Below are 17131 nucleotides of genomic sequence, written 5' to 3'. Positions count from 1 at the left end.
TGTCCATGATGGGTTCGAGGGTGGCGTCGGAGACTCGTCATGGGACGGACCGGACAGATCGTGCTGATGACGCACAGGGCTGTGCACTTCTCCGCCGGTGAGGAGACAAGCGTCCCTGCAGGGCGGCGCCACTGACCTGCAGATGGGCCACCCCCGCCAGCATGAGCAGCGCCGCAGTCACATCGTCCTGCGGGAGCGCGCAGTTCAGGTGAACCGTGCTCCGCCGTGCTGTCACGGAAATCCAGCACCGACCCGGCCGCTCAGCGCTTGTCACCCGACGGCAACTCACCGGCACGTGCATTCGATGCTGCCTGCATGCCGGACCGCTTCACCTCTCGTGCTCTTGCCGTCGAAGAACTCATCAACGTGGATACCTTCCTGATTGCCCTGGCCGACAGCGCGGACCAACCCACCCGCCTGCTGGAACTTCAGAAATCCCTGGTTGCCGACGAGGACGAGGAACACGACTTCGATTCGTACTGCCTGGTCGTGGACGGCGCCGCCACCCACTATGGCGGCGTGTTGGTCTGTCACCTGACGGCGCAGACCCTTCAATTGCAGCTGGATGAGCAGGCAGCAGACGTCCTGGAGACCGACGGCTTCGAGATCGCCCTTGATCTGAGCATGGTGGAATGGGCCGTGCTGCGCGCCGGTCTCATGCGGCTGTTCGAGGGTGGCCGTCTGGCGCCCGCCACGCTGGTGCTGGAATGAACGCCCTGTCCCTGGAGGACCCGCGCTGGGCTTCTTTGCAGCACGCCTACGGTTCGGCGGCCGATGTCCCTGAACTCCTGAAGGCGTTGGACGGAAATCCCGCGCCCCTGGATGGGAAAGCGGAACCCTGGTTCTCACTGTGGAGTGCCCTGTGCCACCAGGGAGACGTGAACACCGCCTCGTACGCCGCGCTGCCCTACCTGGTCATGGACGCCGCACGGGTACCGGCGCATGAACGGCTCGGGCATCTGCACCTCGCGGCGACAATCGTGGCACTGGGCCAGGCCGGGCGCTCCCCCGCCGTTCCAGGCGACCTGCTTGACGGCTTCCACGTGGGCGTCCGGCGCCTGGGTGAACTGGCGCTGGAGGCCCTGAGCGTCACGACGGTAGCCAGCGAGGAGGACCTGGGCGTGCTCCTCGGCGCTGTGGCAGTGACCAGGGGGCAGGCGCCCCTGGGGAATCTTCTGCTGCAGTGGCCCGGTGAGCTGGAATGCGAGGCGTGCGGTGGCCCAGTGACTCCGCTGAGCCAGGCCTACACCCTGGAGCATTGAGCCCCATTCACCCGGCCAAAGAAAGAAGGCGACCACCTGGGCCGCCTTGATGCTGACAAATATATGGTCTTATGCGGTATCCGTCAAGGTTATGCGGCCTGCGGTCGTGGACTTCTGAGTATGACGGGTGTCGCTCCCTCCTGACGCTTCACTCCTCACTCTCTCTGGCAGATGGCTCCACCGCTTCCACGCTCCACCCGCACCACTCCGTTGGCATCGACGACCAACGCAAAGCGGCCCCGATCCAGGATCTTGGTGCCGTCACTCCCTGTGAGGTGACCTGTGCCGAGATCGGTTACGGTCAAGGCGCCTGAACTCGTCCGATTGATGACGATGCGAGAGCGGAGCCTGTCAGTGAAGGTCGTACCGGCGTCACCCTGGTAGGTGCCGGTGAAGAGGAGTCTCTCGTGAATATGTCTTCCCCCGTTGGCGTCCGTGACCACACTCCGCTGTCCGGTAACGGTGGTGGTTCCCGTGATCATCTCTCCAGTGCAGGGGCTCTCGAAGGTGAACGTCTGCGTTCTGGAGATGGGGATGACCGTCCGCTCCGCCTGAGTGGCCAGGGTTGGGGCAGACGACTGGGCGGCGAGGTCCGTCTGGCCGCAGGCGGCGAGGGTACTCAGGGCGAGAGTGGCAGCGATGGCGCGGATGTTCATCGGCAATCTCCTTTGGGCCTGCCTGACAGGCGGTGAGTCAACGAAGCTGGCATCAATCGTGTTCACCGCGTATCGCACTGCCCCAGGTCATTCAGATGCCAGGGGACGGGGACTCAGACCACCAGTCTGAGCAGGACAGGAAGTGAGCGGGCGTGACCCATCACTCGTTAAAGGAAGCTTTAGAAAAGTGTACAGGACAGCGGCTGGTAGCAGGAAAAATGCCTACCGATATCCGTCGCTCATTTCTAGGCACCGGGGCAAAAGCCGGAATGACAACCCGCAGATAGCCAACCTCAAAGCGTCATTACCCTGAACCCAACACCCAACCTATTCCTGCTCGCTTTGCTGCGCCTGAAAGGCACCGTCCTGCTCATGTGCCCAGCTCTCCTCCAGCGCGACACCCAAGATCTTCAGTCGGCCGGGCCACGCCATCCGGCGCGATGTGAGATTGACAGCCACCAGATCAGCCGCGATAAAAGGATGACCAGGGGCCTGCCCAGCAGGGATATGACCGTGTCGCCCATGCTCTGCTCGCCGCTGGACGGCGCCGGATGCCCTCACGTGCCCTCACGAACAGACAGCGGAGCAGACCTGGGATACGCCCCGAGTCAGACATGCGGCTGGGCGCCGAGAGCATGGCCCCGAAAGACCCGAGCAACCACGAGGACAGGCTGCGCAGCGAAGTGCTGCTGACACTCAAATCCGAACTCATCGAGGCGGCCTTCAACCTGCTGCACCAGGTGGCCCAGGAGCTCGCCGAGCGTCCGTCCGAAGTTCCGTCCAGACTCCTTCCACGCGGCCTGAGTCCTCAACACAGCCCTGAAGCAGGAGAATCAGGCATGACCACGCCTTCCGTAACCCTGAACCTGCGCTGCACCCCTGAAGCCTACGCCGCCCTGCGCGCCGTGGCGGCGCTGATGCCGGGTGTGCAGATCGAAGAAGCAGACGTGGCCACCACCGCCTCTGTCGGCACTGCTCCCACAGCTAACCCCTCCCTCAGCCAAGCGTCTGCCGTCTCGGCGCTCGACTGGTTGCCGCAGCTTGATCACGCGCGCACGGGCCTGCTTCCGGTGCTCTCCCCTGCCGCCGGCGAGCGCTGCACGCACCTGACCGCCCACTCCGACGGCAGCGCCAACCCCAACCCCGGGCGTGGTGGCGCGGCGCTGGTCACCAGCACCCTGGCCCTCGGCTGGCCGGCGGCGCACGCCACCAATAACGAGATGGAGCTGCTCGCCGCCCTGGGCGCTCTGCGCCTGGCAGCTGCGACCCCCGAGGTGCGCGAGCTGACGCTGCACTCGGACTCGAAGTACGTCGTCGACGGCATGGTCAACTGGATGCCCGGCTGGGTCAAGAAAGGCTGGCGGCGCGCCGGCGGCGCCATCGAGAACCTCGCGCTGTGGCAGGCGCTGCACGCCCAGCAGCAGGCCCTCGAAGCGGCTGGGATCATGATCCGCTTCGTGTGGGTCAAAGCCCACGCCAGTGACGCCAGCAACAACCGCGCCGACGAGCTCGCGGCCCTGGCCGGAGTCAGCCAGACGCTGGTTGACCGCCCGGTACACTGACGCGGTGGGATCCCGGGTGATGAGCTCTTCCTGGTGCGCCCAGCGGAAGATCGCGCGTCGGGTACGCATGACGGCATGTTCTCCGCTGGGTTGTCACCCGCGGGAGGTGCGCAGCCACACCTGGAAGTCCTGCCGCAGCCCGCGGGTCACGAGGTCCGCGTCGGGTTCGAAGAGCGACTGACAACTGCGCCAAAGGCTCTGCTCCTGTGAAGTGGTCGGCACGACCAGCGCAGGTGACCTGGCTGCTCTCCCCAGGGATCGGCCGGGAGGACACGAATCTGGGGACCTGAAGATCACGGCCGGGGATGGATATGGGTCAGGATGGCATGACAACCAGGCCGGTACCGTGCAGCTCAGTCGCTGGCTGCTGCCCCCTGCACCTCGTCCCCTTCACCACGCGCCCGCAGGTAACCCACGAGGGTGAGGAGGGCCGCGAACACCCCCAGTACCGCCACCGCCGGCGCGAGGCCCACCGCACCCATCAGCACCGCGGCCAGACTAACTCCCGCCGGCCGCAGCCCCTGGCCCACCAGGATGCGGGCGCTGTACACCCGCCCGCGCACCTCCTCCGGCGTGAGCCGGGCGAACATCGTCCCCACCATCACATTCAGCGGACCGAAGCACAGGCCCATCAGCAGCGCGAGGACCAGCGCCACCCCCAACGAGGGGGCGTACGCCACCCCGACGATGCACAGCGCGGGACCGACGCAGCCCAGTACGATCCAGTTCAAAGGATGGCGGCTGACGCGGCGCCCCATCCAGATCACCATGCCCAGTTCCGCCACTGCCAGGATCGAACCCAGCAGACCGACCCCCAGCGCACCACGGCTGTCGGCGCGCACCCAGGACAGCACCGCGGGCAGTTCCACCCCCACCATCAGGCGGTCAGCAATCCGGGGCAGGAAAATGGCGACGTAGGGCTCCATGGCGAAATTCACGCTGGCCAGCCCCAGCAGCGTCGCCCAGAGTGGAGGCCGCGCCAGGACGAACGCGAAGCCGAACCGGGTCCGCGCCCACCAGGCGGTCAGACCCTGCCCGCCGTCCTGGGCGCGGGTGACCGCGGGAAAGCGCACGAGCGAGTAGGCGATCAGGGCCACGACGAAGGTGGCCGCATTCACCCACATCACCCCGGGCGCGCCGATGCTCGCCACCAGGAAGCCAGCGCTGATGGGCGCGAGCAGACCGCTGGTGGTCCAAGTGAGGTTGAACAGGGCCTGGATGCCCTGTAACCGGTCTGCAGACACGAAGGTGGGCAGGGAGGCCTGCTGCGCCGGGAAGATCACGCTTCCGGTAAAGCCCGTCAGGGCCGCGATGAAGACCAGGGCCGGGAACGAGAGCAGGTCCAGGCCGTGCAGCAGCGGAATCAGGCTGATCCAGATGGCGCTCAGCCCGTTGGAAATCTGAAGGATGCGGCGGCGGTCCCACACGTCGGTGTAACTGGCCAGGCTGACGGTCCCGAGCAGCATCGCCGCCGTCCAGGCACCGATCACGGTGCCCGACAGGGCAGGTGAGTTCGGGTAGAGGCGGTACAGGAACCAGGCCAGGGCGATGAAGGTAAGGCCGTTACCGAAAGCGTTGATGCTTTCGCCGATCCACAGGATCAGGATGCGGCGGTCGCGGAGCAGGGAGAACATAGGGAGACCTCGGCGCGGGTGACGCGGGCCCCAGGATACGCACGGACCGCCTGGTGAGCGTCCCGTTGTCATGAACGTGCGATCAGGAAGGGCGTCAGCCTGAGGACCCAGACGATCAATGCGGGATGAGGACCGCCTGGGCGCAGACCAGCACGAGAGCTCAGGAACACCCTGGTTCAATGGGGTTCCTGAGCTTCAGGCGTGGACCGCCCCACAAGGGCCAGGGAACGGCGTCACGGCTGGACATACAGCCGTACTCCTGGCGAGAGTGGTAGACCCGTTCCAGGGCCCGCACGGGCACCCTACGGGCTCGGTCGGGAAGGAGCCAATGGGTGCGCCAGCATGACCCGCTGGTGGGCACATCCCAGATAGACCTCACCCGCTATCTGGACCCAGGATTTACCCGATCAAGGCGTGCTGGCCCCTCCTGTTCCGCGCCCAGTCCACCTCACCGCTTCTTTCCAAGATGGTCGACCGGACTTGAACGCAGGTGCTTGTTCTGCAGGTCGTCCGGCAGGAAGCGGACATAGCGCCGCACCATCTCCAGCGAGGTGTGCCCCATGATCTGCTGCAGCGAGAACATGTCCCCGCCGTTGCGCAGGTACTGGGTGGCAAAGCCGTGGCGCCAGGCGTGCGGTGCGGTATGGGCGCGCGGCAGGCCGGCCGTGCTGGCGACCTTGCACATCAGGTGTGTCAGCACGCCGCGGGTCATGGGTTCACCCGTGCGGCTGAGGAACATCTCCCGGACATGCGGCACCACCGGCCGGCGCTCCTTACGCTCGTAGGCGTTCATGGCCTTGGCGGTCTTCACGCCCATCGGCACCACCCGCGCTTTCTGCCGCTTGGCGGTCTCCGCGCGGACGGTGATCAGGCCGGTCTCCATGTTCACGTCCTCGACCCGCAGCGCGATGACCTCCCCGAGGCGCAGGCCGGTGTCGTACAGGCACAGCAGCAGCGCGCGGTTACGCAGTGGCTGCGGCATGCCGGTCGCCACCCGCAGGCAGCGCTCCACCTCGTCCGGCTGCACGGCAGGCGGGTGCTCCTGCGGCAGGGTGGGCAGGCGCAATTTCGCGGTGGGATCCCGGGCGATCAGCTCCTCCTCGTGCGCCCAGCGGAAGGTTGCGCGCAGGCCGCGCATGACGGCATGCTCCCCGCCGGGCTGCAGCCCGCGGGAGGTGCGCAGCCACAGCTGGAATTCCTGCAGCAGTCCGCGGGTCACGAGGTCAGCGTCGGGTTCGAGGTCCTGCTCGTGCAGGAATTTCTCGAGTGGTTCAAGGGCGAAGCGGTAGAACTCGATGGTGGCGGGGCTGCGCCGGAGTGCGGCGAGGTGGCGGGCGTGCATTCGATGCAGGGTGTCGAGCTTCATGGAATTCCCCCCGCAAGGGCATTTCCGGGCATCTGGGCGTACACCGACTGTCGGGAAATTCCCGCACTTGATTCGCTGGCGCCCCGGCCTGGAAGCTAAAGCAAAAACCCATGCTGGCGCATGGGCTTGAGCTTTTTCTGGTGCCGGTGAGGGGACTCGAACCCCTACGGTTTCCCGCTCGATTTTGAGTCGAGTGCGTCTACCAATTCCGCCACACCGGCACACACGGGGATGACCGTGGGGAATGGTAGCGCGGGTCTGGCGCCGGGTCAAACGTGTGTTACCGGAGCAAGGCCAATCCGGTGACCAATGTCGCGCCGCATCTGTGCGCCAGGAAACTGTATCTGGTCTGCCATCGAATAGGCGGCGCCCAGTGCCTCCTGGAGGGAAGCTGCGGTTGCAGTCACTGCAAGGACGCGGCCCCCGCTGCTTACCAGCGCTCCACCGGCCAGCCGGGTGCCAGCGTGGAAGACCGTGACCCCGGAAGAGTCTGGGGGAAGGGTGATGGGAATGTCGCGCACGGGCTCAGCCGGGTATCCGGGTGCCGCGAGGATCACGACGGCACTGGCCTCCTGACGAAACCGCACCGTGTCCGGGTCCAACCGACCCATGGCTGCGTCCAGGGCGTGCTGCACGAGGTCACTTGCCAGCAGGGGCAGGACCGCCTCGGCTTCCGGATCACCAAAGCGGGCATTGAATTCCACCACCTTGGGCCCCTGTGGGGTGAGCATCAGCCCGGCGTAAAGCACACCTCGAAAAGGCAGGCCCTCGGCTGCCATGCCCTGCAGGGTCGGGGTGATGATCTTCTCACGGATGACATCCAGCACGCTGTCAGGCACGGGGAACGGGCAGATTACGCCCATGCCGCCCGTCATGGGGCCGGTGTCACCATCGAAAATAGTCTTGTGGTCCTGACTTGGGGGTGTCAGGGCATAGTGCTCCCCGTCCGTCAGGGCCAGGATCGTGACCTCCTGCCCGGTCATGAAGTCTTCGATCACGGCCTGAGCCCCCGGCTCCGCGAAGATGTCATGGAGCGCCGCCTCAGCCTCCTGCTGGCTGAGCGCGATGGTTACGCCTTTCCCGGCCTTGAGCCCAGCGTCCTTGACCACAATAGGTGTGGGTAGGTCACGCACATGGGCCAGCGAAGCCTCCAGGTTGCCGAAAGTCAGGTGATGCGCGGTAGGAATCCCATGCCGGGCCATGAATGCCTTGCTCCAGGCCTTGTCTCCTTCCAGACGGCTGGCGGCCTGGGTGGGGCCAAACGCAGGAATGCCCAGAGCCGTGCAGGCATCAACCACGCCAGCGGCGAGGTAAGCCTCCGGCCCGACAATCACCAGATCCACGGCCTCCTGCTGGGCCAGTCGGGCCAGGGAGGCGGCGTCCTGCGCACTGTGAAGAACACGCGCCTGCCGGGCTATGCCAGGATTACCCGGAGTACACAACACCTCATGACCGTGGCGCGCGCACGCAGCCACAATGGCGTGCTCGCGGCCACCGCCGCCAATAATCAGAACGCGCATCAGGCCTCTCCCCTTCCTCTGCGGGCGGTCTGGAGCTGCCAATAGCGCATCAGGCCCTGAACACTCATCCAGGGCGGGCAGGCGAACTCATAGCGCTGCGGCAGTTCAGCAGCCTCGGCCGACAATTCGTCGAGCAGAACTTCAGTGAACTGCTCGGAAATGGCCTCGAACCCCTGGCCGCGCTCCATTCCCTCCAGGACGCGGCTGGCGTCAAGTTCCATGGTGCGCAGGAGGCCGTCCCAATGTGCGGCCTGCTGCGGGTGAGCTCCGAAGTGGGCCAGATGCAGTGTGCGGGCATCCAGATCCCGCAGCATGGAGATACTCTGGCGCCAATCGCCGAGCTGAATATCCGGCGGAGGCGTCGGCGCCCGTGGGGTCTGACGGAAGTCGAGTCGGATTCCGCCCACGTCGCCGACAAACAGATCGTCTCCGATGTGATAGGTCACGTGGTGTACGGCATGCCCCGGGGTATACAGCACCCGCACTTCGGCCTGCCCCAATCGCAGGGTCTGCTCGCCTTCCAGGGAAACCAGCCGGTCCGGATCGATGGGCAGCATCGGACCCCACAGGCGGTCCATCTGGTCGCCGTAGATCTGGGTGGCGCTGGCCACCAGCCGTTCAGGTCTGGCAAGGTGACCGGCGCCGCGTTCATGGACGTACACCTTCGCCCGTGGCACGTGGGCAAGCAGGGTGCCTGCCGCCCCCGCGTGATCGAAATGGATATGGGTCAGCAGTACGTGGCGGACATCGTTCAGCTCCGCCCCCAGGGTATTCAGTCCGGCCTCAAGCGCTCCCAAAGTGCTGCCTGGGCCAGGATCGACGATGGCCAGTCCGTCTCCCGTATCCAGGACATGGGCCGCAATGACGCCCGGAGTGTCCTGAAACTGCAGGTCAATCAGCTGCGGTCCGTTCATGCTCTTCCCGTCAGTCGCGCCAGGGCCAGCAGCATCGCTGCCATGTACTGGACCGCCGCGAACATACGGATCACCCGGATATTTTCAGCCGCCTTCAACGGACCGAACGACAGCGCGAGAATCAGGGTCGCACTGAGCAGAATGAACACCACCACCAACCAGAGAACCATGCCCAGAAGTGTAGCAATCCACATTCCAGCGGCCCCGCACCTTGACTGGCACGGCGCAGGTCCTGAGAAGAGGCCTTGTCGTGGACTCAGATCGGCGGTCGCGCGCTGAGCTGAATCATGGCGTCCCAGCTGTCCGGCTGCTGCGGATCGTCCAGCGCCGCCTTGTTTCGCCCGGTAAACCCGCATTTCTGGCACTGGTGCACGATCAGCCAGCCTTTCTTGCCACTCTGCTCTACTGCCACCGGCCGCATCAGCCCGTGGCAGGTGCTGGCCCGGTCCCCCGGGTTGATATCCACGTGCTTGCTGTGCAGGCACGCGGGGCAATGGTTGCGCACACTGCCGTTCTGGAGCGGCTGGACCTGGGCGCCGCAGTGTCCGCAGGTGAACGGGTTGTTGGTGCCCTGCACCATAAACCGGCGCCCCCCGCCCTCCGGGCCCCCGGTCATGGGACCTTCCGGCCGGCGCTCCTGCGGCGCGCGGCCCAGCGGCTGTCGAGAAACGACCGGATGCTGGGAATGGCCACCAGACAGCACGCCAGCAACAGAAATCCGATTCCGGCAGCACTGACCAGCCAGCCCATCCAGGAACTGGTGCCGGCCAGCATACCCACGACAAACACCACCAGACCGGTAAAAATGCTGAACGACACGGTCAGTCGCCAGGCCCACACGCTACCGCGCCACACCAGCCCCAGCAGCACCGCCGTGGCGCAGGTGTACAGGACGTTCTGGGCAAACAGGGCAGTCTCGCCCTGCAGCAGCCGGCCCAGGAAGGGAGTACTCGACAGGGTAAACAGGCCCCACAGCACCACCAGGGTCGGGACCCGGCCGGCGTCAGCCAGAGCCGGATCGAAAGGGCTGTCCGGTCTGGACCCCAGTTCGGGTGGTGAAGGGGACTGTTGAGGCGTCACCCGTCTATTTCAGCACGGGTCCGGAGCGGACAGCGGGACGAATCTCACCGGACATGCACCGGGTAGGAACTCAGGGCCGCAACCAGGACGGAAGGGTCAGCGGGCGGCTCCGGCCCCACTCGAAATCAAAGGTGCGCTGCGCCGCCGCAAGGGCAGCAGGGTCACTGGTGGCCAACGTGTATTCGTTCAGGCCGCGGTCTCCAAAAGACGAGAAGTGCAGGTTCTGGCTGCCGACCGTCAGCATCTGCCCGTCGATCAGGGCAGCCTTGGAATGCAACCCCCCATCGGTCCCGGACCAGCGGGCCTGCACGTGGTGCTGCAGGCCGAGGGGTTTCAGGGCCGCCTGAGCACCTGCAAGGAATGCCAGCGTCTCCAGTTGCAGTACTGGGTCGTAGTCCACGACCAGCCGTACCTGCACTCCGCGCTCGCGCACGGCACCGACAATGGCGTGCCATACCGGTAGATGCTCGGCCGGGAAGGGACAGCCGCCCGGGGCAAGCAGGCTCAGGCTGCACCGCAATGTGCCGCTGACCTGAGACTGCATCAGGTCAATGCGGGTCTGCGCTGCGCCAAACAGTGCACTCACGGCGTCGTCGGCACCCATGTATCCGGAACGCCGGTACAGGCCATACACCCGAGAGGACCCGGCGGGGACAGGCGGACTGGTCCAGACCAAGGGAAACGAAGCCACATCAGAAACCAGCGCGCAGCGCTTCAAAGTGGCGGGGGTGACGCTTCCGGGGCAGTGGAGTTGCCGGCTATGCAACCAGGCGTCCCGGAACGCCGCCACTGCATGCCGGGCCACCGGGCCGCGCACCCGCAGCGCGAGGTCGGTCAGGTCGCGGCCACCCCGGGTGCGCAGAGGAACATGAAACCAGCTGATGTTGTAGCCGCCGGCAGACACGTCCTCGCCGTCCACGATCAGCAGCTTGGCATGGTCGTGCGGCGCAAAGTAGGTGTAGTTGGCCAGTTCCAGTGTCCAGCCGGGAACGGTGTCGCCGGCCAGTGGCACGCCGGCCAGCAGCAGATGCCTCGCGGCACTGTAAACGCTGGATTCCGGATTCAGCAGGCTGTCAACCCGCACCGAGTTGCCCAGCAGCAGGCGCACGGTGACTCCCTGCGGGTGGCGCTCGGGGTGGTCACGGACATCCTGGCGCAGCTCCGCGATGGCCTGGGCGATCAGCGCACCCGGCGCCGGAGTAGTCCGGCCCGGCTGATCGTCGTCCCAGATCATGTTTTCCAGCAGAACCTCCCGCCGAGCCCCACGAATGGAATCCGCCAGCACCTCGTAGGCTCCCAGCGGTCCACTGGCCTGGGAGGGATTGAGAGGTCCGGCATCCGGAAAATGCACCAGTGACGTAAAGGCGTTGCCACAGCTCAATGCGGCCCCCTGACCCTCCAGATGGTCGTACAGGATCCGGTCCAGTGGGGCATCCGGCCGGGGACAGGGCCCCATCACACCCAGCCCGTCCAGGGCGCGCCGGTTGGGTGGAGGCAAGGGTTCGCGGGGCACCTGAAAGTTTCCTATCTGCACAGTGCGGACCCCGGCCGGAACGGCAGGCTCAGGTCGCTGTGCGCCGGCTCCGACCCACAGACCCAACAGAGCAGCGCACACCAGATATCGTCCTGGACGTGGAATCAGGTGTGCACGGCGCCACAGCATCGCGCCTCAGCCTAGTAGGGGCGCCGTACGGGCACCTTCACGATTCCTGCTAGCCTGCCCTCATGACCAGCATGAAGGTGATCAGCGTGAATGTGGGGCAGCCAACGGCCCTGCAGGTGGGCAACCGCACCAAGGTCACCGGCATCGTGAAGCACGCGGTGCCGGGCCGGGTCCGCTTTACGCCCGCCGGTCTGGAAGGCGACCGCGTCATGGACCGGCAGCACCACGGCGGAGCCGATCAGGCGGTCTACGTCTACACCCGCGAGGACTACGACGTCTGGGCCGAGCGGATGGGCGCCGAGCAGGTTCCGGGAACCTTCGGCGAGAACCTGGTGGTCAGCGGCCTGGAATCCGCCCGGATGCGGGTCGGAGACCGGCTGGAACTGCGCGGACCGGAGGCCGAGGTGGTCGTGCTGGAAGTTACTGCGCCCCGCATTCCCTGCGGCACCCTGGGAGCCCACATGGGCGACGCCGGCTTCGTCAAGCGGTTTGCCCGCGAACGCCGGCCCGGCTTCTATGCGCGGGTTCTGGCCGGAGGCACGGTGGGACGGGGCGATACGGTGATGTACCTCCCCGGTGATCCGCTGGCACCGACGGTAGGCGATCTGTTCGACATGGTGTACGACAAGGTGCCCGAGGCCGAACGCCTGAACGCCTTCCTGACCTATCCGGTGGCCGAACGGTTCCGCGAAAACATCGAAGAACGACTGGCTGAGCTGCGCCGGTAAGTTTAACGGGAAGGGGCCCGCACGCTGGACTGCGCGGGCCCCTTCTCATCGCTTCAGGCGCGGAGTTTCTCTCCGTAGTACTGCCTCAGCTTGGCGACCTTGGGCGCAATGACCGCCCGGCAGTAGCCGGCGTTCGGATTGTTGGCGTAGTAATCCTGATGGTAGTCCTCGGCCACGAAGAACTCAGAGGCCGGTTCGATGCTGGTCGCGATAGGCGCCTCGAAAATATTCTGCGCGTCCAGATCGGCGATCATGTCGCGGGTCTCGCGTTCCTGCTCCGGTGTGAGCGGAAAAACAGCGCTGCGGTACTGCGTCCCGACGTCGGCCCCCTGCTGGTTGAGTGTGGTCGGATCATGGGTGGCGAAAAACAGGCCCAGCAGATCGCGGAAACTGACCTGGGCCGGGTCGAAGCTCACCCGCACCGCCTCGGCATAGCCGGTCGTGCCACTGCATACGCTGCGGTAGTCCGGCCGTGCGGTATGGCCGCCGATATACCCGCTCTCTACCCTGTGCACGCCGTGCAGATCCTTCATCACAGCCTCGGTGCACCAGAAGCAGCCTCCGGCGAGAATGGCCTGCTGCATGCCCTGCTTTACGGTCTCGGTCATGGCAGCATTCTGGCGCGTGGTGGACAGCAGCACTCCGCGGGCCTCACCATTGCCGCGCCGATATTAACGAACCAGGAAGAGCCGGGCCGCCACGAGCAGCACGATCAGGGCGTACATGACCTTCACGAAGCCGCTGCCGCGCAGCATAGCCATCCGCGCGCCCACGACCGCCCCCAGGGCATTGGCCACCCCCATCGGCAGGCCGATCCACCAGACCATCTGGCCACCGATCAGGAAAAACAGAAACGCGCCCAGGTTGGTAGCGAAGTTGATGGTGCGGGCGTTTCCGCTGGAGCGGACCAGGTTAAAGCCCACCAGGGCAAACAGAAACATCAAAAAAGTGCCGGTACCCGGCCCCAGGAAGCCGTCGTAGAGCCCGATCACGAATGCGCCCGGCAGCGTCAGGGCCAGCACCCGGCCGGTCAGTCCGGGATACCGGTCTTCCATGCCGAAGCGTTTGTTGGCCAGCACCAGCGCGCCTACCCCGAGAATCACCACGCCGACCAGGGTGCGAAAGGCGTCCGGGTCGATAAAGTGCACCAGGTACGCACCCAGCGCGCTTCCTGCCAGCGCCAGCGGAATCAGCCGCAGCACCAGTGCGCGGTCGACATGGCCCTTGCGCCAGTACTGCACCGTGGCGCTGCCGGAGCCGAAGATGGCCAGCAGCTTGTTGGTGGCCACCGCCTGCGCGGGGCTGAGGCCCATGAAAAACAGCGTAGGCAGGGTGATGGTGCCGCCACCACCGGCGACCGCGTCAATGAATCCAGCCAGGAAGGCAAGTGGAAGACCGTAAAGAAGCACTTCGGGGCCGGGCACGACCAGGACTGTAGCAGGCGTCCGGTCTGGGGGCGCCGCACCGGCACGACCGTGTCTGGCCTGCCCGCTGCGGGAGGCGAAAAACGCGTGCTAGCCTCGCCTCATGAGTGACCGTGCCGTGAGCGAAACCCCGCCGCCCCTGTTCGATACGGCGGTGGTCGCAGGCGTGGGGCTGATCGGGGGCAGTGTGGCCCTCGGCCTGCGCCAGCGGTTTCTGGCCCGCCGCGTGGTGGGTCTGGACGCCAGTATGGATGTGCTGCGCGAGGCCGAAGCGCTGGGTGTGGTGGACGAGGTTCGGGCTGGTCCCGGTGAGTGGCTGCGCGAGGCTGACCTGGTGGTTCTGGCCGCCCCCATGCGCGCCCTGGAACCGCTGGCCCGAGAACTGGCGCCCTTCCTGAATCCCGGCGCCCTGGTGACCGATGTCGGCAGCGTCAAAAGCGGGATCGCGGCAGAAATGGAACGGCTGGGCGTGCGCCACTTCGTGCCGGGCCACCCCATGGCCGGCAGCGAGCGCGGCGGGGTAACACACGCACGGGCCGCCCTGCTGGAAAACGCCGTGTGGGTACTGACGCCCACCGATCACACCCCGTTGACCGCGCTGAGCCGCGCCCGCTCACTGGTCGAGCACCTGGGGGCAGCACCCGTGGTGATGCCTCCAGCCGCCCACGACGATCTGGTGGCCACCATCAGCCACCTGCCGTACCTGGCGAGTCTGGCGCTGACACATATGGTGGCGCGCGACGAACGCCTGAGCCTGCTGGCAGCCGGGGGATTCCGGGACCTGACCCGGGTGGCCAGCGGCGACCCACGCATGAGCCGCGACATGATCGTGGAGAACAAGGAGGCGCTCCGGTTCGCGCTCGAACGGTTCCGTCGTCAGCTCGAACGCCTGGACGCGGACCTCGACGAGCCCGAGGAACTTCTGGCCGCCGCCTACGAGGGCAAGCGCACCCGCGACAGCCTGCCGGTGGTCAAACGCAGCCTGCTGCCCCAGAAACACGATCTGGTGGTGGCGGTGCCGGACCGGCCCAACCAGATCGGAGCGGTGACCCAGGCGCTTGGGGCCGAAGGGGTCAACATCAAGGACATCGAGGTCCTGGCCATCCGCGAGGAAGGAGGTGCGCTCCGGCTCGGACTGGAAAGCCCCGAGGAAGTGCAGCGCGCGGCAGGCATCCTGACTGACGTGGGCTTCGAGGTGAGGGGACGTTCCTGACCCACGGACATTTCACCTCATGGTCCCCTCTGACGTGGCATGCTCGGGCGATGTGCCTCTTTTGCGCGGCAGGTCTCCATGACTGACGCCCCCTCCCCCGCTTCAGTTCCCAGTGCCCCGACCACTTCTGACCGCCTGAGCGCCATCGATGTGTTCCGGGGCCTGACCATCCTGGAAGTCGTCGGACACCACGCGAGTGGTCTGGCGCTGCGGCACGCCACCCCGGGCAGCCTCACCCACGAGGCACTGACGGTGCTGAACCGCACCCTGCATTTTGCGGTGCCGGCGTTCGTGTTTCTGTCCTGCGTGGTCCTGACTAACAGCCTGCTGCGGCGATTCGAGCCGCGTCAGTACTACTGGCGGCGCCTGACCCGGGGAGGGTGGCCGTACCTGCTGTGGAGTGTGCTGTATATCCTCTGGTACGTCTGGACCGGGCAACGCGAGGCGACCAGCCTGGAAGATCCCCAGCGGTGGTGGACCTGGCTGGCGTACGGAAAGGGCAGCTACCACCTGTACTTCCTGCTGGTGGCGCTGGAGGTTTACCTGATCCTGCCTCTGCTGCTTCCTCTGGCACGCCGGCGGCCCAGCATCACGGTCGCCCTGCTGGTGGGGCTAGTAGCCCAGATCGGGGCCTACTTCCTGAACCGGGAGGTGCTGCACCTGCAGTTCCCGGCCAGCACCGCGCTGTGGTATGTGCTGCCCATCACACTGGGTGTAGCGGTCGGAGCACGCTTCAAGGAATTCGAGGACTGGTGGCGCCGACGGCGCATCATTCTGCTGCCGCTGCTGGCCGCTGCATATGCCCTGTACCTGCCGGTCGCCCTGGCATATGTGCGCGGAGAAAAAGTTACGCCACTGGTATACAGCGGTCTGAGCTGGACCTTTACAGCCCTGGTGGCTCTGGCCCTGATGGGGCTGGCGCACCGCCTGCAGCGTGGACCTGACCGGCTGCGGGTCGCGGTTGCCACACTGGGCACGGTCAGTCTGCAGATCTATCTGCTTCATCCGGCGGTGCTGCAGGCCCTGGAGCTGTGGCGGGCACCGCTCGGCGCCCCGCCTCTCATGCTGGCGCAGGTCGTCGTGTATGCCCTGATCGCTGTGCTGGTGCCGGCTGTGATCGGACGCGCGCTGCTGCGCACCCGCCTCAGTACAGGGTTGTTTGGCCGATGAACCAGCGTTCACGCCGTCAGGCCGCCGTCAGACGAAGCACGCTAGAGTGCGCGCCAGTGCAACTTTCCCGACGCTCTCTCCTCCTGACCCTGCTGCTGCCGTGGGCGCCTCTGGGCGCACAGGCTGCCACCACCACGCCTCCTCCGGCTGTCCCCGCCGCTCCAGGTGCCCCGGCCGGAACGGTCCGCACTGCCCAGCCCCTGGACGTGCTGGGCGTCCGGTCTTACCTGCTGGTGCCGGACCGGTGTCAGGTCATCGCCTGTCCCCTGGTCATCATGTCGCACCCCCGGGCCCAGGACGCTGACCGCATGGTCCGCAGCCCGGGGATCCTGGCGCTCAGCGAAACCCTGCTCAAGGCCCGCTTTGCGGTGCTCCTCAGCGGTGACGGCGGCCCCACCACCTGGGGCAGTCCGGACGCCCTGGCCCAGGTGGCCCAGACACAGCTGGAAGCCACCGGGCGATTCAAGTGGAACAGCCGCACCTATGCCGTAGGACTCAGCATGGGCGGACTGATGGCGCTGCGCAGCGCCCTGCCGGGCAGTCCCTATCCGGTTCATGGTCTGGCCCTGATCGATGCCTGGACCGACCTGCGGGGCGCCTGGGGCACTGCCGTCAGCCGCCGGACCGAGATCAGCACCGCTTACCGGCTGACTGGTCCACCCCCAGCTGAACTGGACCCGCTGCAGCAGGCGCACCTTGCACCGATGCTGCCTCTGTTCGTGGCCGCCAGTCCCGATGATGCGACAGTGCCCCTGCGGTCCAACAGCGAGCGGCTATATGCACTGGCACAGCCAGGGCTCAGTGAATTCGTGACCTTAAGCGGCCCCCACCTGGGCGCCAACCGGTTTACGCCGGACATGGCGCGCCGCATCACCTCGTTTTTCCAGAGGCTTGAACTCGGCACGACCGCGCGCAAACGCTGAGTGTATGTAAAGAGGG

General features: G+C 66.2%; 18 protein-coding genes and 1 tRNA gene. 7 read left to right on the top strand and 12 right to left on the bottom strand.

What is annotated here, in order from left to right; all coding sequences use genetic code 11:
• Positions 1 to 315 precede the first annotated feature (315 nt).
• Both IEY49_RS05565 and IEY49_RS05560 read left to right on the top strand, forming a co-directional pair.
• A complete protein-coding gene (locus IEY49_RS05565) occupies positions 316 to 711 on the top strand; it encodes an Imm10 family immunity protein (RefSeq protein WP_189005376.1) in 396 nt (131 codons plus the stop codon).
• On the top strand, positions 708 to 1262 hold the full coding sequence (locus tag IEY49_RS05560; RefSeq protein WP_189005375.1) for a hypothetical protein: 555 nt from the start codon (positions 708 to 710) through the stop codon (positions 1260 to 1262). Before IEY49_RS05565 ends, IEY49_RS05560 begins: the two co-directional genes overlap by 4 nt.
• Positions 1263 to 1417: 155 nt before the next feature.
• Here the strand turns inward: IEY49_RS05560 and IEY49_RS05555 are convergent, their stop codons facing one another.
• Entirely contained in the window at positions 1418 to 1918 is a 501-nt protein-coding gene (locus tag IEY49_RS05555; protein ID WP_189005374.1) for a hypothetical protein, read from the bottom strand.
• A gap of 614 nt (positions 1919 to 2532) precedes the next feature.
• Between IEY49_RS05555 and IEY49_RS05550 the strand changes: the two genes are divergently transcribed.
• Entirely contained in the window at positions 2533 to 3480 is a 948-nt protein-coding gene (locus IEY49_RS05550) for a ribonuclease H family protein (protein WP_189005373.1), read from the top strand.
• A gap of 353 nt (positions 3481 to 3833) precedes the next feature.
• Here the strand turns inward: IEY49_RS05550 and IEY49_RS05545 are convergent, their stop codons facing one another.
• The 9 genes from IEY49_RS05545 to IEY49_RS05505 all read right to left on the bottom strand — a co-directional run bounded on the left by IEY49_RS05545 (position 3834) and on the right by IEY49_RS05505 (position 11507).
• Positions 3834 to 5114: an MFS transporter gene (locus tag IEY49_RS05545; protein WP_189005372.1), complete on the bottom strand. Its 1281-nt coding sequence runs from the start codon at positions 5112 to 5114 to the stop codon at positions 3834 to 3836.
• Between the two features lie 448 nt (positions 5115 to 5562).
• Entirely contained in the window at positions 5563 to 6480 is a 918-nt protein-coding gene (locus IEY49_RS05540) for a tyrosine-type recombinase/integrase (RefSeq protein ID WP_189005371.1), read from the bottom strand.
• A gap of 138 nt (positions 6481 to 6618) precedes the next feature.
• A tRNA-Leu gene (locus IEY49_RS05535) sits at positions 6619 to 6701 on the bottom strand.
• Between the two features lie 48 nt (positions 6702 to 6749).
• Positions 6750 to 8000: a phosphoribosylamine--glycine ligase gene (purD, locus tag IEY49_RS05530; RefSeq protein ID WP_189005370.1), complete on the bottom strand. Its 1251-nt coding sequence runs from the start codon at positions 7998 to 8000 to the stop codon at positions 6750 to 6752.
• Positions 8000 to 8914, bottom strand: coding sequence for an MBL fold metallo-hydrolase (locus IEY49_RS05525; RefSeq protein ID WP_189005368.1), 915 nt, complete (start codon positions 8912 to 8914; stop codon positions 8000 to 8002). Before IEY49_RS05525 ends, purD begins: the two co-directional genes overlap by 1 nt.
• Positions 8911 to 9084 carry a hypothetical protein gene (locus IEY49_RS05520; RefSeq protein WP_189005366.1) on the bottom strand — a complete coding sequence of 58 codons (174 nt, stop codon included), beginning with the start codon at positions 9082 to 9084 and terminating at the stop codon, positions 8911 to 8913. Before IEY49_RS05520 ends, IEY49_RS05525 begins: the two co-directional genes overlap by 4 nt.
• An 86-nt stretch (positions 9085 to 9170) precedes the next feature.
• On the bottom strand, positions 9171 to 9530 hold the full coding sequence (locus IEY49_RS05515; protein ID WP_189005364.1) for an RNHCP domain-containing protein: 360 nt from the start codon (positions 9528 to 9530) through the stop codon (positions 9171 to 9173).
• A complete protein-coding gene (locus IEY49_RS05510; protein ID WP_189005362.1) occupies positions 9527 to 9994 on the bottom strand; it encodes a hypothetical protein in 468 nt (155 codons plus the stop codon). Before IEY49_RS05510 ends, IEY49_RS05515 begins: the two co-directional genes overlap by 4 nt.
• Before the next feature lie 70 nt (positions 9995 to 10064).
• Positions 10065 to 11507 (bottom strand): phospholipase D-like domain-containing protein, encoded by a 1443-nt coding sequence (locus IEY49_RS05505; protein WP_229780654.1) that lies wholly within the window; start codon positions 11505 to 11507, stop codon positions 10065 to 10067.
• 212 nt (positions 11508 to 11719) lie between these two features.
• Here IEY49_RS05505 and IEY49_RS05500 point away from each other — a divergent pair, with 212 nt between their 5' ends.
• The gene (locus IEY49_RS05500) at positions 11720 to 12385 is read left to right on the top strand and encodes an MOSC domain-containing protein (RefSeq protein WP_229780653.1); all 666 of its coding nucleotides are present in this window, start codon (positions 11720 to 11722) and stop codon (positions 12383 to 12385) included.
• Positions 12386 to 12438: 53 nt separating this feature from the next.
• Here IEY49_RS05500 and msrA read toward each other — a convergent pair whose 3' ends face one another.
• Together msrA and IEY49_RS05490 are read right to left on the bottom strand one after the other, a co-directional pair.
• Positions 12439 to 12993: a peptide-methionine (S)-S-oxide reductase MsrA gene (msrA, locus tag IEY49_RS05495; RefSeq protein WP_189005358.1), complete on the bottom strand. Its 555-nt coding sequence runs from the start codon at positions 12991 to 12993 to the stop codon at positions 12439 to 12441.
• Positions 12994 to 13056: 63 nt separating this feature from the next.
• Positions 13057 to 13809, bottom strand: coding sequence for a TSUP family transporter (locus IEY49_RS05490; protein ID WP_189005339.1), 753 nt, complete (start codon positions 13807 to 13809; stop codon positions 13057 to 13059).
• Between the two features lie 103 nt (positions 13810 to 13912).
• On the opposite strand from IEY49_RS05490, the gene IEY49_RS05485 reads away from it, so the two are divergent.
• The 3 genes from IEY49_RS05485 to IEY49_RS05475 all read left to right on the top strand — a co-directional run bounded on the left by IEY49_RS05485 (position 13913) and on the right by IEY49_RS05475 (position 17115).
• Positions 13913 to 15022, top strand: coding sequence for a prephenate dehydrogenase (locus IEY49_RS05485; protein ID WP_189005337.1), 1110 nt, complete (start codon positions 13913 to 13915; stop codon positions 15020 to 15022).
• Between the two features lie 78 nt (positions 15023 to 15100).
• Positions 15101 to 16192 carry an acyltransferase gene (locus IEY49_RS05480; RefSeq protein ID WP_189005335.1) on the top strand — a complete coding sequence of 364 codons (1092 nt, stop codon included), beginning with the start codon at positions 15101 to 15103 and terminating at the stop codon, positions 16190 to 16192.
• Between the two features lie 56 nt (positions 16193 to 16248).
• Positions 16249 to 17115: an alpha/beta hydrolase family protein gene (locus tag IEY49_RS05475; RefSeq protein ID WP_189005333.1), complete on the top strand. Its 867-nt coding sequence runs from the start codon at positions 16249 to 16251 to the stop codon at positions 17113 to 17115.
• The last annotated feature ends 16 nt before the right edge of the window (positions 17116 to 17131 follow it).

The sequence above is a fragment of the Deinococcus malanensis genome (assembly GCF_014647655.1).
Lineage (GTDB): Bacteria > Deinococcota > Deinococci > Deinococcales > Deinococcaceae > Deinococcus > Deinococcus malanensis.
Note: the sequence above shows the minus strand (reverse complement) of the source record. Positions and strands in the feature narration are given on the sequence as shown.